Source organism: Streptomyces sp. NPDC056835 (genome assembly GCF_042789485.1).
Lineage (GTDB): Bacteria > Actinomycetota > Actinomycetes > Streptomycetales > Streptomycetaceae > Streptomyces.
In genome coordinates this window covers 18,127-37,769 of sequence record NZ_JBHUBB010000016.1, presented here as the reverse complement: position 1 = coordinate 37,769, position 19,643 = coordinate 18,127, and the positions used below count along the sequence as shown (strand labels likewise).

Here is a 19,643-nt window from a genome sequence, read left to right as displayed (position 1 = left end):
CGAGTCCGTCAGTCGCGAGTCCGTCAGTCGCGAGTCCGTCAGTCGCGAAGCGTCAGTCGCGAACCGTGCCCAGGTGAGTGGTGAAGCTGAAGCGGTCCCCTCGGAAGAGGGTGCGTACGCGCTCCAGCGGGGTGCCCTCCGTATCGCGCGAGACGCGGTGGATCAGCAGCATGGGCAGGGCCGGCGGAGTGCCGATCAGCAGCGCCTCGCGCGGAGTGGCGAGCACCGTCTCGATGCGTTCGTCCGCGTCTCCGAAGGAGATGCCGAGCCCGTCACGGAGGTAGGCGTAGAAGGACGAGTCGGGGTCGAACTCCGTGTCCAGGGAAGGCGCTCGGGCGACGGAGACATAGGTGCTCTCCAGCCCGACCCGCTCGTCGTCGGCCAGCAGCACCCGCTCCATGTGCCAGACCGGCTCGCCGCGCGCCACCCCCGTCTCGGCGGCCAGCGCGGGCGGGCAGGGGAAGCGGTCGAGGGAGATGAGGCTGCGGCCCGGCCGGCGGCCCTGCCTGCGTACGCCCTCGGTATAGCTGGCGAGCGAGAGCGGCTGCTCCAGCTTGGGGCCCGCGACGACCGTTCCCCGGCCCTGTCTGCGCAGCCGGCCCTCCAGCAGGAGTTCGCGCAGGGCTTGGCGCACGGTCTCGCGGGAGACCTCGTACCGTACGGCGAGATCGCGCTCGGTGGGCAGCAGCCCCCCTTCGCCCAGCTCCTCGATCAGGGCGGCGACCCGCGCCTTCACCGCGTAGTACTTGGGGATGCGGCCGTGCTCCGGGATGCCGGAGCGGACGGGGGCGCCTGGTGCCTGGTCGTTCGGGTAGTCCACTGGGGGATGTTCGCACGGTGCGCGCGGACCCGGCCGGTCAGGGGCGCCCGGTCCGCAGCCGCCGTACGCCGACGACCAGCACGATTCCGGCCGTGAGCAGGGTCAGGGAGGCGGCGATACGGGCGATGGGGTCGTTGCCGGCTCCGGCGCGGGCGAGTTCGGGCGGCGCCTCTGCCTTCTTCTCCTTGTGGCCCTTCTCCTTCTGGCCCTTCTCCTTGTCGTCGCCGATCACCTTTTCGCCGTTCACCTTGTCGCCGTTCACCCCGCCCGCGCCGACGGCGAAGCCGTACACGTTGGACTCCCCCACCCAGTCACTGTCACCACCACGGCGCTGCACGGTCGCGGCGCTCATCACGACCCTGTTCGGGCGCGTGCCCGCGGCGAAGGCGAGCCGCGCGCTGACGGTCACGGTCCGGCCCCCCGGGACGACGAAGCCCGGAAAGCCATCGGCGAGGACACCGACGATCTCGTCCTCGTCGGTCTTCTCCAGCGACAGCGTGCGCCACCGCCCTCCGTCGCCGGACGTCGCCGGCCTGAACTGGAGCGTGACCTGGGAGACGGCCAGTGTCCGGTCCCGGTCGGCGAGGACGACCACGGGATGGATGTACCGGCAGTCCGCGTCCGTGGTGTTGGTCAGATCGAGGAACCAGGCCCCCGGGCCGCCACCGGGCCGGAAACCGGCGGGCCCGCCATGGATACGGGCCTCGATCGGGAAGTCACGATCGGAGACATCGCCGCAGCTGGGCTCACGCATCGGCCCGCGCGACGTCTCACGCGGGGACTCACGCGTCGACCGCGGGGACTCACGCGCACCGGCGAAGGCCGTCCGGGCAGCCGTCGCCTGCTCGGCCCGTGCTTCCTGGGTGAACGCGGGCAGCACGGGCGCCGCGATCGGCGCGATCGCGGTGGCCGCGGTGACCCCGAGGGCGAGGGTGCGCCGGAGCCTCGCGGGAGGCTTGCGGAGAGGGGACGGCTTGGGTCGCATAAACGGCTTGGGTCGCATGAGTCGCACGGCCTTTGCTGATCGCGTGACGGTCGGGGCAACTGCCCGGCCGGTCGGCCCGGTCGGCCCGGTCGGCGGCCCCTGGACGAACGAGTCCGGGCCCCGCATCCCTGACGCTGCCATGCGCCGGAGGTCCGGCCCGAACGCTGTACCCCCAAATGGCTGACGCATCGAACAAATGAACTAGATCAACCCAGTTCCGCACTCCGGCGGTGCCGGAACACCGGCGCCAGGACCAGCTGCGCGGCGCCCTCCGCGACCGGGTGCGCTCCTCCTTGGGCCGCCGCTACGGGGATGCCCGCGCACCGGGAGCGTTCGGCGACGGCGGCGGCCACTCCCCGTACGAAGCGCTCCTCGTGCGCGGCGATCGTCCGGCCGCCGAGCAGTACGCGGTCGATGTCGAGCAGCCCGACGAGGTTCGCCGCTCCGGCGCCGAGCACCCGCGCGGCCTCCGCCAGATCGCCGCGGGCCACCGCCGCCAGACAGAGCGCCTCGATACAGCCGCGGTTTCCGCACTCGCACAAGGGCCCGTCGAGCTGGATGACCTGGTGGCCGAACTCGCCCGCGCCGGTGCGTACGCCGCGGTGGAGCGTGCCGCCGAGGACGAGCCCGGCCCCCAGCCCCGTACCGAGATGGAGATACGCGAACGAGTCGCCGGGCCCGCGCAGCGCGAGTCCGAGGGCGGCGGCGTTGGTGTCCTTGTCGAGGACGACGGGGAGTTGGAGGCGGGCGGCGAGGGCGTCGCGCAGCGGGAAACCGTCCCACTGCGGAAAGCCGGTGACGCGCCGGGGTACGCCGGTGGCGTGATCGAGCGGCCCGGGCATCGCGACGCCGACACCGAGCAGATCCCCGACACCGAGCGGATCCGCGACACGGAGCGGATCCGTGACGCCGAGCGGTTCCCCGACGCCGAGTCCTGCGCCGGGCCCCGCGCCGCCCCCGGCGCGCCCGGCCCCGACGCGCTCGCCCCCGACTCGTCCGGCCCCGACGCGCCCGGCCTCCGCCCGTACCGCGTCCACCTGTACCGCCGCCGCCTCGATCACCCGCTCCGCCCCCGCCCCGAGGTCGAGCGGGGCCCTGCGTACCGCCACCGGTGTGCCGGCCAGGTCGACCAGGACCGCCGTCAGTTCGTCGCGGTCCAGATGCAGGCCCACGGCGTACGCGGCCGAGGGGACGAGCCGCAGTACGGTCCGCGGCTTGCCGCCCGTGGAGGCGCGGCGCCCGGCCTCCGCCGCCATGCCCTCCGCACGCAGCCGCGCCGTGATCTTGCTGACCGCCTGCGGGGTGAGGCCGGTGCGCTCGGCCAGTTCCAGCCGGCTGATCCCGCCCTCGCCCGCCGTACGCAGCAGGTCGAGCACCAGCGCCGCGTTGTGGCCGCGCAGCATCGGCAGATTGGCGCCCGCGCTCTCTCTGCCGCTCCCGCTCCCGCTCCCGTTCACGGTCCCGGCCCCGGCCCCGTTCCCGCTCCCGTTCCCGTTCCCTCCACCGTGACCGTTCCCTCTGCCGTGCCCTCTGTTCACATCCGTCACATCTGCCATTGTCACTCCTGCTTGCACTTTGGAAACACCGTTGCTTAAGTGGACGCATGACTGGTACCGGCACCCCTCTGCGCGTCGGACTCGTGGGCTACGGCCTCGCGGGCTCCGTCTTCCACGCCCCGCTGATCGCCGCCACCGACGGGCTCGTACTCGACACGGTCGTCACCTCCAGCCAGGAGCGCCGCGAGCAGGCGCGCGCCGAATTCCCCGGCGTACGGTTCGCGGCCTCGCCGGACGAGCTGTGGCAGCGGGCGGACAGCCTCGACCTCATCGTCATCGCCTCCCCCAACAAGACCCATGTCCCGATCGCGACAGCCGCGCTCAAGGCCGGTCTGCCGGTCGTCGTGGACAAGCCGATAGCGGGCAGCGCGGCCGAGGCACGTGAGCTGGCCGCGCTCGCCGAGGAGCGCGGACTGCTGCTCTCCGTCTTCCAGAACCGCCGCTGGGACAATGACTTCCTCACCCTCAGCCGTCTCGTCGCGGCCGGCGAGCTGGGCGCCGTACAGCGCTTCGAGTCCCGCTTCGAGCGGTGGCGCCCGCAGCTCAAGGGCGGCTGGCGCGAGTCGGGCGCGGCGGAGGAGATCGGAGGTCTGCTGTACGACCTCGGGAGCCATGTCGTCGACCAGGCGCTGGTGCTGTTCGGACCGGCGGTACGGGTGTACGCGGAGGCGGACGTACGCCGCCCCGGCGCCGAGGCCGACGACGACACCTTTATCGCGATCACGCACGCGAACGGCGTGCGCTCCCACCTCTACGCCAGTGCCACCACCGCCCAACTGGGCCCGCGCTTCCGGGTGCTCGGCTCGGAGGCCGGCTATGTGAAGTACGGACTCGACCCCCAGGAGGCGGATCTCCGCGAGGGCAGGCGGCCCGGCAGAGGGCCGGGCTGGGGCACGGAGCCCGAGTCGCTGTGGGGCCGGATCGGGGCCGGGGAGTCGCCGCTGACGGGCGGGGGCCACCCTGTGGAGACCGAGCCGGGCGACTATCCGGCGTACTACGCGGGGATCGCCACCGCGCTGCGCGAGGGCACCGCGCCGCCGGTGACGGCGCACGAGGCGGCGGCGGCGCTCGACGTACTGGAAGCGGCGCGGCGCTCGGCCCGCGAGGGCATCGTGGTCGCGCTGGAGGTCCGGTCATGAGTGACGCCGTCCCCACGGCCCCCACCGTGGCCGAACTCGAAGCGCAGGAAGCCCGGCTGATCCTGCGTCACTTCACCTACGACGACGCGTGGGCGCTGGGCGGGCTGCTGGTCGAGCTGGCGCGCGAGCGGAGCGCGCCGGTGGCGATCGACATCCGCCGGGGCGCGCAGCAGCTGTTCCACTGCGCCCTGCCGGGCTCGACGGCGGACAACGACGCGTGGATCGACCGCAAGCGCCGGGTCGTGGAGCGGTACGGCGCCAGCTCGTTCCTCGTGGGCGCGCGCTTCCGCGCCAAGGGCACCACTTTCGAGGAGTCCTCCCGCCTCGACCCGGATCTGTACGCGGCGCACGGCGGCTCGTTCCCGATCGCGGTGGAGGGGGCGGGCGTCATCGGTACGGTCACGGTCTCGGGCCTGCCGCAGGCCGAGGACCACGCCATGGTGGTGCGGGCACTGGAGCGACTGCGCGGCTGAGGAGTGGGAGCGGGAGTGGGTGCGCGCGGCTGAGGAGCGGGAGCGGGTGCGCGCGGCTGAGGAGCGGGTGTGCGTGGGCGCGCGTGGGAGTGGGTACGGAACGGGCGAGCCGTTCCCGTTCCGTACCCCGGCCGCCTCGCGTCACGCGTCCTTGAACTCCTGGCGCTGCCGCCCCAGTCCCTCGATCTCCAGCTCCACCACATCACCCGCGCGCAGATACGGCTTGGGCTCCGGCTTGCCCAACGCCACCCCGGCGGGCGTCCCGGTGTTGATGACATCGCCCGGGTACAGCGTCATGAACTGGCTGACGTACCGCACGACTTCGCCCACCCCGAAGATCTGCTCGGCGGTCGTACCGTCCTGCTTCAGCTCGCCGTTGACGCGGAGCCTGAGCGACAGGGCCTGCGGGTCGGGCACCTCGTCGGCGGTCACCAGCCAGGGGCCCAGCGGGTTGAACGTCTCGCAGTTCTTGCCCTTGTCCCAGGTGCCGCCGCGCTCGATCTGGAACTCGCGCTCGGAGACGTCGTTCGAGATGGCGTACCCGGCGACATGCGCCAGCCCCTCCTCCACGGAGTCCAGATAGCGGGCGGTACGGCCGATGACGACCGCGAGTTCCACCTCCCAGTCGGTCTTGACGCTGCCCCGGGGCACGAGGACGGTGTCGTCGGGGCCGACCACGGTGTCCGGAGCCTTGAAGAAGATGATCGGCTCGGCCGGAATCTCCGCTCCGGTCTCCGCCGCGTGGTCGTGGTAGTTCAGCCCGATGCACACGATTTTGCCGATCCGGGCGAGCGGCGGTCCGACGCGCGGCCCGGGTCCGTCGAGTACGGGCAGTTCGCCCGACGCGGCGGCCGCCCGGATCCGGTCCAGCGCGGCGTCATCGGCGAGCAGCGCGCCGTCGATGTCCGTGACCAGCCCGGACAGGTCCCTGAGGGTCGTCCCGTCCTGGTCAAGCAGCGCGGGGCGCTCGGCCCCCGCCGTACCGACACGCAGCAGCTTCATGTCTGTCTCCTCTGGTCGAACATGACCCGGCCGATGGATGCGGCCATCGGAGGGGATTGGCCGATCCTCCAAGACATCCGATCACTCTGCAAGACCCAGTTCACACCCTGGACCGCCCGACCGCCATGTCAGGGGGTGGCGGCGGCCAGTGCGCCGCCCGCCGGATACATGTCCCGGTAGAGGAAGTAGCGTTCGGCCGCCGTCCACGTCGTACTCGTCACCACGTACAGCGCGGCGGCCAGCGGCACCACGGCGACGGTGAAGAGCGTCGCGAAGGACAGCAGGGGCATCATCTTCGTCATCGCGCCCATGCCCGGCATCTGCTGCCCGTCGGGCCCCGCCGGCATCGCGGGAGCGTGCGCCATCTGGATCTTCGTCCGGCGGAAGTTGAAGGTGGCGACCCCGGCGACGATCGCGAAGAGGCCCAGGTACACCAGCCCCGCGCCGCCCAGCACGCCGCCGTGCGCGAGCGCGTCCGTCCAGCGGTCACCGAGCGGCGCGGCGAAGAGGGAGTGGCCGAGCAGTTCGTTCCGCTCGCCGCCGATCGTGCTGTTGGAGAAGAGGTGGTACATGAGGAAGAACGCGGGCATCTGGAGCAGGCTCGGCAGGCAGCCCGAGAGCGGTGAGACCTTCTCCTTGGCGTGCAGTTCCATGAGCGCCTTCTGCATGCGCTCGGGGTTCTTGCCGTGCTTCTTGCGCAGTTCGGCGATCTGCGGGGCGAGTTTGGTACGCGCCTTCTGGCCGCGGGCCGCCGCTCGGGAGAGGGGATGGATCGCCAGCCGTACGCAAGCGGTGAACAGGATGATCGCCGCCGCGGCGGCGCCCGCGCTGAAGAGCGGCTGGAGCAGATTGGCGAGATGTCCGACCAGATTGGCGAAAACGGACATGGTGAGCCCTCCGTGGGTCTCGTCGTGCCGGATGAGATGCAGCTCGGCATGACGACCCGCGCGGGGGTGTGGAGAGGGTGACCGTCCCGTGTGTCCCGGTCTCTGTCCCTGTCCCTGCTCTGCGTACCCCTGCTACGCGGCCGTCGGAAGAAGACGGCCGGGTGCTCGGGGCCGGGTGCGGCCCGAGGCGTCGGGGTCCCGCTGGGACAGGAAGGCGGTACGTTGCTCGCGGTCGCGGATGGCCGTACGTACCCGGTGTCGGGGGTGAGCGGGTACGGAGCGCGCGCTGATCAGGGCGCAGACGACGAGGGCGGAGCCCGCGGCGGCCGTGGCGGTGGCGGCGAGCGCGACGGCGGCGGAGAGGCCGCCGGCGTCGAGGAGCAGGACTTCGGTGACGAGGAAGAGCAGCAGCCCGGCGGGGCGCAGCAGCCGCAGCGCTCTGTGGACCATGGCCTGCCCCCTTCTCGTTCTCGTTCCGGGTTGTCGGAGCGTTCTTGGTTCTTGGTGTTCGTGGCGTTCTTGGTGTCTTGGCGTTCTTGCGACAAACGCCGCTTCAGCCGTTATACACGATCGGTCTCCAGTGGCCGAAGGAGCCGGCGGGGCCGGAGCAGGGCCCCAGGCCCGGCGGCTCACGGTGCCGGCGCCGCGGGAGCGCCGCCGGAAGGCGCAGGCATGGCATCGCCCCCATGGGACCCATCGACGGAATCGACGGAATCGACGGAATCGACGGAATCGACGGAATCAAGCGAATCATGCGCGAGCACATCCACGTCCGGCCGAGGGTCGGCGTCGGCCCTCCCCACGTACGTCACCACCAGGGCGACGACAAGACTCGCGGCGAGCGCGACGATCCCCGCGTTCACCCCCCACACCGGGTCGTGGCCGGTGAAGACCAGCGCGCACACCGTCCCCACCCCCACCGCGAGGCCGCTCAGCCCGCCCGCCAGAGTCAGCCGCCGCCACACCAGCCCCAGCAGCACCATGGGGAGCAGCTGCGCCATCCCCTCGTACGAGATGAGGGAAAGCCGTACGAGCGTGTTGGGCGCGGCGTACGTCAGCACCAGCGCGCCCGCGCCCGCCGCCACGACGACCACCTGCGCGGCGCCCTTCTGCCTGGCCCGCCAGCGCGGTACGAGCGAGAGCACGCTGCGCCCCCACATCGTCCCGATCACCAGCATGAACACGGCCATGGGCACGATGGAGGAAAGGGCCGCGGCCACTCCGATGATCCCGACCGCCCAGGCGGGCAGCGAGTCGACGACGAGCCGGAAGAGCGCGAGGTTGGAGTCGGCGCCGGTCAGCCCGGGGACGACGAAGAGCGCGGCCATGCCGAGCAGCATCGGGATGAAGAGCAGCACGTTGTAGGCGGGCAGCCAGATCGCGTTGCGGCGCAGCGCGTCGGCGCTGCGGGCGCCCAGATAGCCCGCGACGGTGGTGGGGAAAATCACGACGGTGAGCGCGTTGAGCAGGGAGGTGGTGATGAACCAGGCGGTGCCCAGCCCGCTGCCGCCCGCCCCGCCACCGCCGTGTCCCGGCAGGGTCAGCCACTCCTCCTTCCGCGCCACCAGCCGGTCGAGGAGCGGCCCGTAGCCGTCGAAGTAGTGCAGCGGCACATAGACGGCGAGGAACCCCAAGGTGCCGATCACCAGTACGTCCTTGAGCACCGAGACCCAGGCGCTCCCCCGCAGCCCGCTCACCACCACAAATCCGGTGGTCACCGCGAAGGCAATGAAATAGCCCCAGTTGAGGCTTATCGCCCCGTACGAGATGGTCGAGACGACCACTCCCATCCCGGTGATCTGGAGCTGGATGTACGGCAGCAGGAAAACGGTCGCGAGGACGGCCGTCAGGGCGCCGAGCCAGGGCCGTCCGAAGCGGTGGGCGAGTATGTCCGTGATCCCCACAAGATCATGGCGGCGCGCATAGCCCCACAACATGGGGCCGACCACATAGCCGACCGCGTAGCCGCAGGACATATAGGCGACCACATAGAGGACAGGGGCTCCGTAGTTGTAGCCCCAGCCCGCGGCGCCGAGATAGCTGAAACTCGTATAGCTCTCACCGGCCATCAGCACCCAGATGAAGACGGCGCCGAGACTGCGTCCCCCGACGGACCACTCGGCGATCCCGCCGCCCGTACGCCGGCGGACGGCGAGCAGCCCGAGACCGACCGTCCCGACCATGAAGACGGCGAAGATCGTGGTGGCGACAGTGGCGTTCACTCCGCTCCCTCCCGGCGCCGCAGCCGCTGATCCCCGCGCCAGGCCAGCGCGACGGCGACGGGCGTCAGCACCGTCGCGCCGAGCAGCCACAAGGACAGGAACGGCAGCCCGAGGATCACGGGCTCCACCCGGTTCACCCAGGGCAGCACCACCAGGAACAGCACGAAGGGAACCAGCAGCCAGAGCAGATGAGGACGGTGTCGGAGCACGTCAGGACCTTAGACGAGGCACGACCGGCCACCGCCCTCCGCTCCCGCCCCGCACGGCAGTACGGTGTCCGTCATGCGCCCCGACATGCCTGCCGACCACACCACGGAAGCCGAGCGCCTGCTGCGCACCGCTGCCCAGTACCCCGAGGATCACGAGCCCCTGCTCCTCCGTGCCGCGGCCCATCTGGAACTGGCCGGCGACCGCGACCGCGCGACCGGCCTCTACGACACCCTCCTCGCGGCCTCCCCCGACCACCCCCATCTGGTGAAGGCGCTCCAGGCCGCCAACCTCTGGGAGTACGGCCACGAGGCGGAGGCCCGCGCGATCATCGACGGCCTGCGCACCGCGGCCCCGCTGGACCCGGGCCCCTGGGAGATCGTCGCCGAGACCCTGGAGTCCCACGACGAACTCGAAGCGGCCCACGACACCTTCACGTCGGCGCTCAACACGCTGCTCACCCCCGGCGAAGAGGTCCCCTACCCGGTCCACAACCTGCTGATCGGCCGCCACCGCGTCCGCCGCCTGCTGGCCCTGGACCACGACGACTGGGACGGCCTGGCGGACCGCGTCAACCCCGCCTCGGTCACCCTCGACGAACTCCACGACCCCAAACGCCTCTGGTCCCTGGGCTCCGACAACCCCGCCGAACTCCAGGCCGAGATCACCCGCCTCCGCGCCGAACTCGGCTCGTACCGCACGGCCCTGTCCCGCCCCTTCCCGGTGGCGATGCTCCACTGGCCGGCCCCGGAACTGGCCGAACTCCTCACCGCGTACCCGACCCTGGCCACCGAGTACCCCTCGCACGAGACCCACCTGTCCCACCTCGAAGCCTCCCTCCGCGACCTCGCCGCCACCGGCACCCCCAACCTGGGCATCGTCACGGCGACGGTCCCGTCGTACGAGGCGTTCGCGGCCTCGGAACAGTCGTCCCCCTCCAACACGGACCTGCTCCCCCAGTACGCCACCACGCTCGCAGCCCGAGGCCGAGCCACCCCCTGGCCCCCAGCCCGCAACGCCCCCTGCTGGTGCGGATCGACAAGGCCCTACAGGAACTGCCACGGCGGGCCCTCAGCCTGATCTGTGCAGTGCAAGCCATCGAGCGCGTCCCGCCCCGCGGGCGCGAACAGGGCATGCCCGGGAGTACCTCGCCATGCCCATCACTTGGTGCGTTCCACCTCGTTGGAGCGCTGGGTGACCGCGCATCTACGTCAAACCGCCCCAATAGGACTGACAGTTTGAGATCATCTCCCCATGCCGAGTGAGTCGAAGCAGGTCATGTTTGGCACCCCCGACGGTGTCGTTGAAGGAGCTTGGTTCAAGGGACACCACGAGCTTCACGCCAATAACTTGCACCGTTTTAGTGGTCGTGGAATATCTGGAACCGCGAAGACAGGCGCTGACTCAATCGTCCTATCTGGCGGATATATAGATGACGTCGACGCGGGTGATGAGATTAGGTATACCGGCGAGGGTGGACGCGATCGAGAAACCGGCCGAATGGTCGCAGATCAGTCGCTCACCGACGAAGGTAACGCCGCGCTGGTCGTTTCCCAAGCTCTCGGTCACCCTGTACGAGTGATTGAGGGCCTAAATATTAAAGGAACGACGCGGAAACGGGCCACCGGAGGCTACCGCTACCGCGGCCTCTACCGCGTCGCAGATCACTGGATTACCTTCGGGCAGGAAGGTTTCCGCATCTGCCAGTTCCAGCTCCTCAAGATCACCCCTGGCGAGATAGTTCCACGTCAGCGGATCGACCCTGCCGCTGGCAAGAGTACGGATATCGAGGAACAAGCACGACGGTACATCACTCAAAACCGCCTCGCGCGTGACTCAAAAGTGGCACGAAAAATCAAGGACCTTCACGACAATACGTGCCAGATATGCGCCCTACGGCTAGTCGTTTCACCGACTGGCGAGGCGTACAGCGAGGCCGCACACATACAGGCACTGGGAAAGCCTCATTTCGGGAGGGACATCACTCAAAATGTCCTATGCCTCTGCCCGAACTGCCATGCCCGCTTCGACCGTGGAGCTCTTCACATAAATGATTCATTTGAGGTTATTGATAGCCTCAAGCAAGAGTTCGTCACGAAGCTGAGGCGCATCAATTCCCATGAAATAGGCGTCGAATTCCTTAGGAAGCATCGGGAGCGCTGGAGCGACCGCCGCACGTAAGGGGCTCGGGACACCGAGGACCACGGTGGGGTTGCTCCACGATCTGCCGGGACATCTGAACGGGGGCTCAGCTTGCTTCGTCAAGTTCTGCCTCGTAGTGGACCTGGGCTCGATCCAGGGCCTCGTCCGGGTCGCGGCCGTGGGCGCGGAGCCAGTGGAGGAGGTCGACGATCAGGCCGATCGCCGCCTCCTCCGCAACTGCCACGCTCAGGCGTTCGTGCTGCTGCGGCATGAGGGCGTCCCGGGAGCCATAGAGCGTCAGGAGGGCTTCCGCCTTGACGACTTGAGGTCCGTCTACGTGGTCGGAGCCCGAGCGGAGGCCCGTGTTCAGCTCGCACCAGGTGACCTTGGAGTCTCCGCGCAGGATGACGCCCCAGCGGTCCGTGACGGCGTTCACGAGTGCCATGCCTCTGCCCGACTCCTCCTCAGTCGTCACAGAGATGAGCGTAGGAAGCGCGCGAGTGTCCGGGTCACGCACTTCGAGCCGGAGGTGTTGGCCGTTCATGGATACGGCCAGGGTGGTGGGCGTCCCCGGGCCGACGTGCGTGATGACGTTGGTGACCAACTCAGTCACACACAGCTGTGCGGTGTCGACCAGCCCTGGCAGACCCCACAGGTTCAGATGCACTCGCATGACGCGCCGTAGCCCAGCCAACTCCTCGGCTTCCGCCAGGAAGGGCAGATCCCATCCCTTCCTGGCGATGCCGAATCGGCACTCACTCACATCAACCACCTCTGCCACGTCGCTCGTTGACCACCTTGCGCGGCCGTTCACGTCTTTAGAGTGGCACTGGAACTCTCAATATGGAACTCTCAGCTAGGCCTTCTGAGAGCACGACGGTTGCCGCACGCCCCCGGCGCACGCTGTGTTGCCTGCGGTGCACGGCACCGTGCACGCTCTAGGAGATCAGACGAGAAGGGCCACATCCATGGCAGTCGGACCGACAACACGGAGGCGCCAACTTGGCGCCGACCTCCGTCGACTACGGGAGAGGAAGGGCCTCACTCTGGAGGAGGCGGGAGCCGTGGTGGGCATTTCCAAAGCGACCTTGAGCAGGTACGAGACCAAGGAAGGATCAGTCAAATGGCCTGCTGTGGAAGCTCTCTGTCGTGAGTACGGAGCTTCCGAAGAAGAGCGACTGACGCTTGTCGAGTTGGCCAAGGGGGCCAAGATCCGCGGATGGTGGCGTTCGTTGGCGGATCCCATTCCCGAGTCGATGAACCTCATGCTGACCCTTGAGGACGAGGTTGTTCGAGAGGATCACTACGCCTGTATGTACGTCCCTGGACTGCTTCAGACCCGCGCGTACGCGGAGGCGGTTCACCGGGCTTCGGAGATGCGCTGCACCGACCAGGAGATCAACCACATGGTCGACATTCGCATGAAGAGGCAAGAGCTGCTGGAGAGAGACGAACCCCCACACATCTGGGCAGTCATCGACGAGGCTGTGGTGCGGCGGGCGGTCGGCGGACGCGATGTCATGCGCGGACAGTTGCGTCATCTGCTCGCGCGGGCTCACGAGCCTCACATCACCTTCCAGATACTGCCGTTCGAGGCCGGTGCCCATGCCGCCGCTGTCGGCAGCTTCGTCATCCTCGGTGGAGCGAAGCCCGAACTCGACGTGGTGTACGTGGACATTCTGAGCGGCGGCCTCTTCATGGAGAAGCCTCAGGAACTCGCGCGCTATAAATTGGCGTTCGAATACCTGCGCGCTCAGGCGTTGGACATCGAAGCGTCCGTCGCGCTCCTGAATCGGGTCTGCAAGGAGCTGTAATGGATCGCGAAAACCTCTGTTGGATCAAGTCGTCGTACAGCGGCGGGAGCGGCACAGAGTGCGTCGAGGTCGCGGAACTGGTTGATGGTTCGGCCGTGCGGGACTCGAAGGATCCCGGTGGGGGCAGGATCGTCTTTCGTGGGGTGGCTTGGGGGCGGTTTGTTCTGGGGGTGAGGGAAGGGGAATTGGGGGGCTAGAGGTAGGGGCGGATGATGATGTTCGGGCGGTCCGGGCAGGAGTTGGCCAGGCGGAGTTTGGTGCGGATCGCCGCTACCAGTTCTTCGGGGTGGTCGCGGATCAGGGCCGGGGCCGCGCTGGTGACGTCGATGCCGTGGGACTCCATGAGCAGGCGGCGGCGGAGGGTGGCGCGGTATTGGGCCGCGCCCAGGTGGTATTCCTCCGAGTCGACTTCCAGAGCCACCCCCGCGAAGGGCCAGTAGGCGTCGGGCTTGGCCAGGAAGGTGCCCTTCGAGGTGAGGAGGGTTGGGTTCCAGAGGGCGTCCGGGAGGCCGGCGGTGCGGAGGGTGTCCCGGGCCTGGGCCTCGGCGATGGAGCGGATGCCGGCGCGGAGTTCTTCCAGGGCGGTGCGTACCGCCGGGTTGCGGAGGGCGTGGGAGGCGTCGGCGGCGGTGGTTCGGGGCATGGGGGTTCCGTGCCCACGCCGGGCCCGGAGTGGACACGCGTCGGCGGACTGTGACGATCTCTTGCGTCCTCCGTAGCGTTCAAGCGTTCAAGGCATATCGTCACACTGGTCGTCACACCGGCCCAGAAACGCCTCGATCGCCTCGTGCAGCGCCCCCGGCTGGTCCAGATGGACATCGTGAGCCGCGGAGGGGACGACTCGTACCTCCGTCCCCGGACGGCGAACCCCCATCTCCGTGGCTTCCGCCTCCGGCATCGAGCCCGACTCGCCGCGCACGACGAGCGTCGGGCAGCGCACCCTCGACCACTCCTCCCAGAACGAGCGGCGGGCGTTCTCCGCGACGCAGGCGACCATCACCTCCCGGTCGACACGCGGACGCAGGCCGTCCGGGTGTTCCGCCAGGCCCGCCGCCCACGCGCGGCCGGCCGGACCGCCGCCGAAGAACGCGGTCGCCGCGTCGGTGGACGTGAACGGCACCGGCCACGAATCCAGCCAGCCGCCGATCAGCGCGGGCAGCTCAGGGTTGGGGCCCTTGGGTCCCGCCTCGATCAGTACCAGGGCGCTGAACAGGTCCGGGTGAGCGGCGGCGGCGAGCATGGCCGTATGACCGCCCAGGGACTGGCCCACGAGGACAGGCCGGTCCAGCGCGTGGTGTTCGGTCACCGCCAGCACGTCCCGTACGTGCGCCGCGCGCGAGACGTCCGCCGGGCGGCGTTCGCTCGCGCCGTGGCCGCGCGCGTCGTACGCGACCACGCGGTGCGCGGGCCGGAGCAGCCGTACGAGCGGGTCCCATTCGGCGGCGTGGCCCGCCAAGCCGTGGAGCAGGAGTACCGGCCGCCCCGGGCCCGCCCCATCGTCACCGCCGTGGTTCCTTCCGTGGTCATCGCCGTGGTCGACACACGTCAGCCGTACGCCGTCGTCACTCCGCACCGTTCTCGTCGTATGCGCCATGGCGTCGAAGGTCCCATGGAGACGCTTTCCGGTTCCGTTGAACGGTCCCACCCCGCCCTCCGTACTCAACGGCAACTCCCCCATGGTGGCTGGGCGCGTGAACGGACGACAGGGTCCGGATCACGCGCCCAGCGCCCTTCCCGTGCCCAGCGCTTCGTCACGCCCCCAGCAGGTGGGACACCGTATAGATCAGCAGGCCCGCCAGCGCGCCCACCACCGTGCCGTTGATGCGGATGAACTGAAGGTCGCGGCCGATATGCGCCTCGATCTTCTTGGAGGTGTCGGCGGCGTCCCAGCTCGCGACCGTGTCCGAGATCAGGGACGTGATCTCGCCGCGGTACGTGGAGACGACATACGCCGCCGCGTCCTCGATCCAGCCGTCCAGCTTCCCCTGGAGCCGGGCGTCCGTCGCCAGTCGCGAGCCCAGGGAGAGCAGCGAGGCCCGCGCCCGCAGGCGCAGTTCGCTCCGGTCGTCCTCAGCCGCCGACATGATCATGGCCCGTACGGAGGCCCAGGCCGAGGCGATGATGTCCTGCACCTCGGGGCGGGCAAGCAGCTCCGACTTCAGCCGCTCGACCCGGGCGCGGGTGTCCGTGTCCGATTGGAGGTCCGCGGCGAAGTCCCGCAGGAAGCGGTCGATGGCGCCGCGCGCCGGGTGGTCCGGCATGTCGCGCATCTCGGTGATGAAGCGCAGCAGTTCCTTGTAGACGCGGTCGCCGATCCTCCGGTCCACGAAGCGCGGCGTCCAGCCCGGCGCCCCGCCCTGGACCGCGTCCATGACCGAGTCCCCGTGCTCCACCAGCCAGTCGTGGGCGCGGGCGCAGATCAGATCGACCGCACGGTGGTGGGCGCCGTCGGCGACGACCGTGTCCAGGGTCTTGCCGAGCCCCGGCGCGATCTCCACCGCGTCCGCGCGCCGGGTGATCGCCTCGCCGACGACCGCCTGGACGTCCGAGTCCCGCAGGACGGTCAGCGCGCCGCGCAGCGCCGTGGACAGCTCGGCGGTGACCCGGTCCGCGTGGTCGGGCTCCGCGAGCCAGGTGCCGAGCCGGCGGCCGATACCGAGAGCTCTCAGCCGGTTCCGTACGACCTCGGCCGAGAGGAAGTTCTCCCCGACGAACGCGCCGAGCGACGTGCCCAGCTGGTCCTTCTTGTTCGGGATGATCGCGGTGTGCGGGATGGGCAGACCGAGCGGGTGCCGGAAGAGTGCCGTCACCGCGAACCAGTCGGCCAGCGCGCCCACCATGCCCGCCTCGGCCGCCGCGGCGACGAAGCCGGCCCAGCCGCCCAGGCCGGAGTTCTTCGCCCAGGTGGCGAGCACATAGACCAGGGCAACCAGCAGCAGCAGACCGGTGGCGGTGGTCTTCATCCGGCGGACGCCGCGCAGCTTCTCCGCGTCGGCGGCCGTATAGGCGAAGGCGGGGAGCGCCGAACGCTTTCCGGTCCCGGACGGCCGAGGGGCGCCGGACCCGCCAGGCCCACCGGACCCACCCGACGTCCCGGATCCCCCCGCCCCGCCGGCCCCGCCAGGAAGGCCCGCGCCGCCACCGCTACCGCCATCGCCGCTGACGCCACCGCTACCGCCGACGCCGTCACCGCTGACGCCGCCGCTGCCCTCCACCGCTCTCTCCGGATCTGTACGTTCCATCCGCTCCACCCGATCCACCCGTCCGCGTAAGCGCCGTGCTCAACGCACTCCGCTCAACGCTCCATGCTCCCGTTCTCGTGCCCCGCGCACGGCCCCTACCGCATTGTCCCTGCCTGACGTACTCCCGGGGCGCACGTCGAGTTCCCGCGCGATGTCGGATGATGTGTCCTGTACGTAGTTCTGTACGTGGTGATGAGGGAGACACGGGGGGACTCGGGGGCTATGACCGGACATCGTGGATTTGCCCTGCTCGGGGCGCTGGTCGCGGTGGTGGCGCTGGTGTGCGGCGTCATCATCACCGGGTACGGACTGCTGGACAGCGGCTCGCGCGCGGACGCGGGCGGCCCGGCCGATGGCTCCGGGGATCCCCGTACGCGCGGGCGCGCCTCCGTGGGGACGGCCGCGCCCGCCTTCGCCGACAACTGGACCGGTACCTGGGCCGCCGCTCCGGCGGGCGCCGAGCCGGGGGCGCCGGTCGGTTATCCCGGGCGCTCCATCCGTAACGTCGTACACACCAGCATCGGCGGCACCAAGGTCCGGATCACCCTCTCCAACCTCTACAGCCCCACCCCGCTGCTGATAGGTACCGCCTCGGTCGCGGTCGGCGAGGGCGGGGGCGCCCCCGAGGCGGTCGCCGGGACCATGCGGCAGCTGACCTTCGGCCGCCGGGCCGCCGTGACCGTACCGCCCGGCGGGCAGATCGTCAGCGATCCCGTGGCGCTACGGGTGCCGTACGACAGCGATCTGCTGGTCACGCTCCATACCCCGCGCGCCGGCGGGCCCGTCACGTATCACCGGCACGCGCTCCAGACCTCGTATCTCGCCGACGGCGACCGTACGCGCGACCTCGACGCGACCGCGTACGCCCCGTCGCGCAGGGTCTGGCGCTATCTCACCGCCGTCGATGTCCTCAACCGCGAGACGCGGGGGGCGGTCGTCGCCTTCGGTGACTCGATCACCGACGGGGTCGGCTCCGGCTACGACGCGAACCGCCGCTGGCCCGATGTGCTCGCCGCGCGCCTGCGCGACCAGCACATCGGCGTACTCAACGCGGGCATCGGCGGAAACCGCGTCCTGAGTGACGCGTCGGCGCTGCGCAACGGCGCGAGCGGGCTCGCCCGCTTCCAGCGCGACGTACTCGGCCGGGCCGGTGCCAAGGTCGTCGTCATCGACCTCGGCATCAATGACATCCTGCGGGGCCGCGAGACCGACCCCGCCAGGATCACCGCCGGGCTGCGCGAACTCGCCCAGCGGGCGAAGGCGCGCGGGCTGCGCGTGATCGGGTCGACGCTGACACCGTTCGGCGCGCACGGCGGGTACAACGCCACCACCGAGTCCGTACGCGACCGGGTCAACGAGGAGATCCGCTCGGGCCGGGTCTTCGACGAGGTCGTGGACTTCGACAAGGCGGTACGCGATCCGTACGCGCCCGACCGGATCAGGCCGGTGTACGACTCGGGCGACGGGCTGCACCCGAGCGACGCCGGGTACCGGGTGATGGGCCGTTACCTGAGCCCCTTGCTACTGGAGGACCGGGCCCCGGCCCAGCTGTGACAGCGCCCCGGCGCCCCGCCGCCCCGCCGTGGCGATGCGGTCCGCGGGCGCTAAAGGCGATACGCGCCGGCGAAAGCCGTCACCACGCCCTTGCCGTCAGTCCAGTTCCCCGCGGTCAGTCCAGTTCCTTGCGGTCCGCCTTCTTCTCCAGCTTCTGGCGCTTGCGCTCCTCCTTGAGCCGGCGCTTCTCCGACTCCCGCACCTTGCGCTCCACCCCGACCCCGCCCATCAGCGCGAAGCCCGTGACGATCACCCGCGGCGACCCCGGGCTCGCCGCGCCCTCGCCCACCTCGCCGAAGCCGCCCATCAGCCCGAAGCCCCTGACCTGGACGTCCATGTCCGGCGGTACGGTCACGTGCACCCCGCCCATGATCGTGACGCAGCGGATCACCACATCGCGGTCCTCGAACCGCGCCTCGCGCAGATCGACCTCGCCGCCCGCCTGGAAGACGACGGCCGTGAACTTACGGCCCACCGTCCACGTCCCCTTACGGCGGAATCCGCCCCAGAACGCGAAGGCGCCCTTCGAAGTGGCCGTCTCCCGGCCGATCCGGCTCTGCCAGGTGCTCATGTCGCCCGCGCCGGCCGCGCCGCTCACGCCGCGCCCGGCCACGGACGTGTCGGGTGCGAGCGCCACGTCCGTCGTCGTCCCCGGCGCGGGGAGGTCCCGTACCAGTGGCGCCAACTCGCCATGGGTGCGCGCCTTGAAGGCCGCCTCCAGGCGCTCGTCGAACTCCTCCATATCGAGCCGGCCCTCGGCCACGGCCTCGCGCAGCCGCTCCGCGACCCGCTCCCGCTCGGCGTCGGAGGCGCGCGTATCGGCACCCGTATCGGCGCGCGCATCAGGGCGCGGGTAGGTCGGCGGGTCAGGCCGGTCACTCGTCATACGAGCAGACTAGTCAACGGTGCTACTCACGTCACACAGCTGATCGGTCGGCATACATCTTGGCGATCACCGCCTCGATATCCGGCTCTCGCACCGACAGGTCCACCAGCGGATACTCCGCCGCGATCCGCGCGAGGAGCGGCGCCGCGGACTCGGCGGCGGGGAAAGCCAGCCACTGCCGAGGCCCCTCCACCCGCACCACCCGCGCCCCGGGCACCTCGACCGGCGGAAGCTCGCGCTCCAGGTCGACGACGAGTGTCCGCTCGCTCTCCCCCACCTCGTGCAGTCCGGCCAGCCCGCCGTCGTACAGCAGCCGGCCGTGGTCGATGACCATCACCCGCTTGCAGAGCTGCTCGATATCGGTCAGATCGTGGGTGGTCAGCAGGACCGTCGTGCCGCGCTCCGCGTTCAGATCCCGCAGGAACTCCCTGACCTTGGCCTTGGAGATCACATCGAGGCCGATCGTCGGCTCGTCCAGATACAGGACCTCCGGGTCGTGCAGCAGCGCCGCCGCGATATCGCCGCGCATCCGCTGGCCGAGCGAGAGCTGCCGTACGGGTACGTCCAGCAGCTCGGCCAGATCGAGGAGTTCGACACAGCGCTCCAGATTCACCCGGAACCGCGCGTCCGGCACCCGGTACATCCGGTGCATCAGCCGGTACGAGTCGATCAGCGGCAGATCCCACCACAGCGTGGTCCGCTGCCCGCAGCAGT

General features: G+C 70.1%; 20 protein-coding genes and 1 pseudogene. 7 read left to right on the top strand and 14 right to left on the bottom strand.

From position 1 onward, the window contains the following. Nucleotides 1-52: 52 nt before the first annotated feature. From ACFRMN_RS19800 to ACFRMN_RS19790, 3 genes are all read right to left on the bottom strand, one after another. Nucleotides 53-820: a GntR family transcriptional regulator gene (locus ACFRMN_RS19800; RefSeq protein ID WP_383021148.1), complete on the bottom strand. Its 768-nt coding sequence runs from the start codon at nucleotides 818-820 to the stop codon at nucleotides 53-55. Nucleotides 821-857: 37 nt separating this feature from the next. Further along, on the bottom strand, nucleotides 858-1,805 hold the full coding sequence (locus ACFRMN_RS19795) for a hypothetical protein (protein ID WP_383021145.1): 948 nt from the start codon (nucleotides 1,803-1,805) through the stop codon (nucleotides 858-860). Nucleotides 1,806-2,011: 206 nt separating this feature from the next. Continuing rightward, nucleotides 2,012-3,208, bottom strand: a complete 1,197-nt coding sequence (locus ACFRMN_RS19790) for an ROK family protein (protein WP_383021422.1) — start codon at nucleotides 3,206-3,208, stop codon at nucleotides 2,012-2,014. 200 nt (nucleotides 3,209-3,408) lie between these two features. Here ACFRMN_RS19790 and ACFRMN_RS19785 point away from each other — a divergent pair, with 200 nt between their 5' ends. Next, a complete protein-coding gene (locus ACFRMN_RS19785) occupies nucleotides 3,409-4,500 on the top strand; it encodes a Gfo/Idh/MocA family oxidoreductase (protein WP_383021143.1) in 1,092 nt (363 codons plus the stop codon). After that, nucleotides 4,497-4,973, top strand: a complete 477-nt coding sequence (locus ACFRMN_RS19780) for a heme-degrading domain-containing protein (protein ID WP_383021140.1) — start codon at nucleotides 4,497-4,499, stop codon at nucleotides 4,971-4,973. The genes ACFRMN_RS19785 and ACFRMN_RS19780 overlap by 4 nt, the downstream gene beginning before the upstream one ends. A 141-nt stretch (nucleotides 4,974-5,114) precedes the next feature. On the opposite strand, the gene ACFRMN_RS19775 is transcribed toward ACFRMN_RS19780, so the two are convergent. From ACFRMN_RS19775 to ACFRMN_RS19755, 5 genes are all read right to left on the bottom strand, one after another. After that, a complete protein-coding gene (locus tag ACFRMN_RS19775; protein WP_383021137.1) occupies nucleotides 5,115-5,975 on the bottom strand; it encodes a fumarylacetoacetate hydrolase family protein in 861 nt (286 codons plus the stop codon). 128 nt (nucleotides 5,976-6,103) lie between these two features. Beyond that, nucleotides 6,104-6,862, bottom strand: a complete 759-nt coding sequence (locus tag ACFRMN_RS19770; RefSeq protein WP_383021135.1) for a YidC/Oxa1 family membrane protein insertase — start codon at nucleotides 6,860-6,862, stop codon at nucleotides 6,104-6,106. 132 nt (nucleotides 6,863-6,994) lie between these two features. Continuing rightward, on the bottom strand, nucleotides 6,995-7,312 hold the full coding sequence (locus ACFRMN_RS19765) for a DUF6412 domain-containing protein (RefSeq protein ID WP_383021132.1): 318 nt from the start codon (nucleotides 7,310-7,312) through the stop codon (nucleotides 6,995-6,997). Nucleotides 7,313-7,491: 179 nt separating this feature from the next. Then, a complete protein-coding gene (locus ACFRMN_RS19760) occupies nucleotides 7,492-9,084 on the bottom strand; it encodes a sodium:solute symporter (RefSeq protein WP_383021129.1) in 1,593 nt (530 codons plus the stop codon). Continuing rightward, a complete protein-coding gene (locus ACFRMN_RS19755; RefSeq protein WP_383021126.1) occupies nucleotides 9,081-9,293 on the bottom strand; it encodes a DUF3311 domain-containing protein in 213 nt (70 codons plus the stop codon). Before ACFRMN_RS19755 ends, ACFRMN_RS19760 begins: the two co-directional genes overlap by 4 nt. 73 nt (nucleotides 9,294-9,366) lie before the next feature. On the opposite strand from ACFRMN_RS19755, the gene ACFRMN_RS19750 reads away from it, so the two are divergent. Together ACFRMN_RS19750 and ACFRMN_RS19745 are read left to right on the top strand one after the other, a co-directional pair. Then, nucleotides 9,367-10,371, top strand: coding sequence for an SEC-C metal-binding domain-containing protein (locus ACFRMN_RS19750; RefSeq protein WP_383021124.1), 1,005 nt, complete (start codon nucleotides 9,367-9,369; stop codon nucleotides 10,369-10,371). A 174-nt stretch (nucleotides 10,372-10,545) separates the two neighbouring features. Next, nucleotides 10,546-11,472, top strand: a complete 927-nt coding sequence (locus ACFRMN_RS19745; RefSeq protein WP_383021121.1) for a YDG/SRA domain-containing protein — start codon at nucleotides 10,546-10,548, stop codon at nucleotides 11,470-11,472. Between the two features lie 67 nt (nucleotides 11,473-11,539). Here the strand turns inward: ACFRMN_RS19745 and ACFRMN_RS19740 are convergent, their stop codons facing one another. Further along, the gene (locus ACFRMN_RS19740; protein WP_383021118.1) at nucleotides 11,540-12,247 is read right to left on the bottom strand and encodes an ATP-binding protein; all 708 of its coding nucleotides are present in this window, start codon (nucleotides 12,245-12,247) and stop codon (nucleotides 11,540-11,542) included. Nucleotides 12,248-12,401: 154 nt separating this feature from the next. Here ACFRMN_RS19740 and ACFRMN_RS19735 point away from each other — a divergent pair, with 154 nt between their 5' ends. Next, entirely contained in the window at nucleotides 12,402-13,247 is an 846-nt protein-coding gene (locus tag ACFRMN_RS19735; protein ID WP_383021116.1) for a helix-turn-helix domain-containing protein, read from the top strand. Next, nucleotides 13,247-13,444 (top strand): DUF397 domain-containing protein, encoded by a 198-nt coding sequence (locus ACFRMN_RS19730; protein ID WP_383021113.1) that lies wholly within the window; start codon nucleotides 13,247-13,249, stop codon nucleotides 13,442-13,444. The genes ACFRMN_RS19735 and ACFRMN_RS19730 overlap by 1 nt, the downstream gene beginning before the upstream one ends. Here the strand turns inward: ACFRMN_RS19730 and ACFRMN_RS19725 are convergent. The 3 genes from ACFRMN_RS19725 to ACFRMN_RS19715 form a co-directional block, all read right to left on the bottom strand. After that, nucleotides 13,441-13,890 carry a hypothetical protein gene (locus tag ACFRMN_RS19725; protein WP_383021111.1) on the bottom strand — a complete coding sequence of 150 codons (450 nt, stop codon included), beginning with the start codon at nucleotides 13,888-13,890 and terminating at the stop codon, nucleotides 13,441-13,443. The two genes, ACFRMN_RS19730 and ACFRMN_RS19725, sit on opposite strands and share 4 nt — an antisense overlap. 87 nt (nucleotides 13,891-13,977) lie before the next feature. Next, complete coding sequence (locus ACFRMN_RS19720; RefSeq protein ID WP_383021109.1) at nucleotides 13,978-14,841, bottom strand: alpha/beta fold hydrolase; 864 nt, start codon at nucleotides 14,839-14,841, stop codon at nucleotides 13,978-13,980. A gap of 157 nt (nucleotides 14,842-14,998) precedes the next feature. Beyond that, nucleotides 14,999-16,489 (bottom strand): DUF445 domain-containing protein, encoded by a 1,491-nt coding sequence (locus tag ACFRMN_RS19715; RefSeq protein WP_383021106.1) that lies wholly within the window; start codon nucleotides 16,487-16,489, stop codon nucleotides 14,999-15,001. Nucleotides 16,490-16,711: 222 nt separating this feature from the next. Between ACFRMN_RS19715 and ACFRMN_RS19710 the strand changes: the two genes are divergently transcribed. After that, nucleotides 16,712-18,043, top strand: a complete 1,332-nt coding sequence (locus ACFRMN_RS19710) for an SGNH/GDSL hydrolase family protein (protein ID WP_383021104.1) — start codon at nucleotides 16,712-16,714, stop codon at nucleotides 18,041-18,043. Between the two features lie 115 nt (nucleotides 18,044-18,158). Here ACFRMN_RS19710 and ACFRMN_RS19705 read toward each other — a convergent pair whose 3' ends face one another. Both ACFRMN_RS19705 and ACFRMN_RS19700 read right to left on the bottom strand, forming a co-directional pair. Next, nucleotides 18,159-18,929 carry a DUF1707 domain-containing protein gene (locus ACFRMN_RS19705; protein ID WP_383021101.1) on the bottom strand — a complete coding sequence of 257 codons (771 nt, stop codon included), beginning with the start codon at nucleotides 18,927-18,929 and terminating at the stop codon, nucleotides 18,159-18,161. A gap of 31 nt (nucleotides 18,930-18,960) precedes the next feature. Beyond that, a pseudogene (locus tag ACFRMN_RS19700) lies at nucleotides 18,961-19,638 on the bottom strand (ATP-binding cassette domain-containing protein); the annotation flags it as partial. Nucleotides 19,639-19,643 lie beyond the last annotated feature (5 nt).

What these genes read in the sequence shown, in the direction of transcription:
- ACFRMN_RS19715 (WP_383021106.1), bottom strand. Translation starts at nt 16,489, where the DNA reads ATGGAACGTACAGATCCGGAGAGAGCGGTGGAGGGCAGCGGCGGCGTC.
- ACFRMN_RS19745 (WP_383021121.1), top strand. Translation starts at nt 10,546, where the DNA reads ATGCCGAGTGAGTCGAAGCAGGTCATGTTTGGCACCCCCGACGGTGTC.
- ACFRMN_RS19735 (WP_383021116.1), top strand. Translation starts at nt 12,402, where the DNA reads ATGGCAGTCGGACCGACAACACGGAGGCGCCAACTTGGCGCCGACCTC.
- ACFRMN_RS19795 (WP_383021145.1), bottom strand. Translation starts at nt 1,805, where the DNA reads ATGCGACCCAAGCCGTCCCCTCTCCGCAAGCCTCCCGCGAGGCTCCGG.
- ACFRMN_RS19780 (WP_383021140.1), top strand. Translation starts at nt 4,497, where the DNA reads ATGAGTGACGCCGTCCCCACGGCCCCCACCGTGGCCGAACTCGAAGCG.
- ACFRMN_RS19720 (WP_383021109.1), bottom strand. Translation starts at nt 14,841, where the DNA reads ATGGCGCATACGACGAGAACGGTGCGGAGTGACGACGGCGTACGGCTG.
- ACFRMN_RS19790 (WP_383021422.1), bottom strand. Translation starts at nt 3,208, where the DNA reads ATGCTGCGCGGCCACAACGCGGCGCTGGTGCTCGACCTGCTGCGTACG.
- ACFRMN_RS19725 (WP_383021111.1), bottom strand. Translation starts at nt 13,890, where the DNA reads ATGCCCCGAACCACCGCCGCCGACGCCTCCCACGCCCTCCGCAACCCG.
- ACFRMN_RS19770 (WP_383021135.1), bottom strand. Translation starts at nt 6,862, where the DNA reads ATGTCCGTTTTCGCCAATCTGGTCGGACATCTCGCCAATCTGCTCCAG.
- ACFRMN_RS19775 (WP_383021137.1), bottom strand. Translation starts at nt 5,975, where the DNA reads ATGAAGCTGCTGCGTGTCGGTACGGCGGGGGCCGAGCGCCCCGCGCTG.
- ACFRMN_RS19710 (WP_383021104.1), top strand. Translation starts at nt 16,712, where the DNA reads ATGACCGGACATCGTGGATTTGCCCTGCTCGGGGCGCTGGTCGCGGTG.
- ACFRMN_RS19765 (WP_383021132.1), bottom strand. Translation starts at nt 7,312, where the DNA reads ATGGTCCACAGAGCGCTGCGGCTGCTGCGCCCCGCCGGGCTGCTGCTC.
- ACFRMN_RS19730 (WP_383021113.1), top strand. Translation starts at nt 13,247, where the DNA reads ATGGATCGCGAAAACCTCTGTTGGATCAAGTCGTCGTACAGCGGCGGG.
- ACFRMN_RS19705 (WP_383021101.1), bottom strand. Translation starts at nt 18,929, where the DNA reads ATGACGAGTGACCGGCCTGACCCGCCGACCTACCCGCGCCCTGATGCG.
- ACFRMN_RS19785 (WP_383021143.1), top strand. Translation starts at nt 3,409, where the DNA reads ATGACTGGTACCGGCACCCCTCTGCGCGTCGGACTCGTGGGCTACGGC.
- ACFRMN_RS19750 (WP_383021124.1), top strand. Translation starts at nt 9,367, where the DNA reads ATGCGCCCCGACATGCCTGCCGACCACACCACGGAAGCCGAGCGCCTG.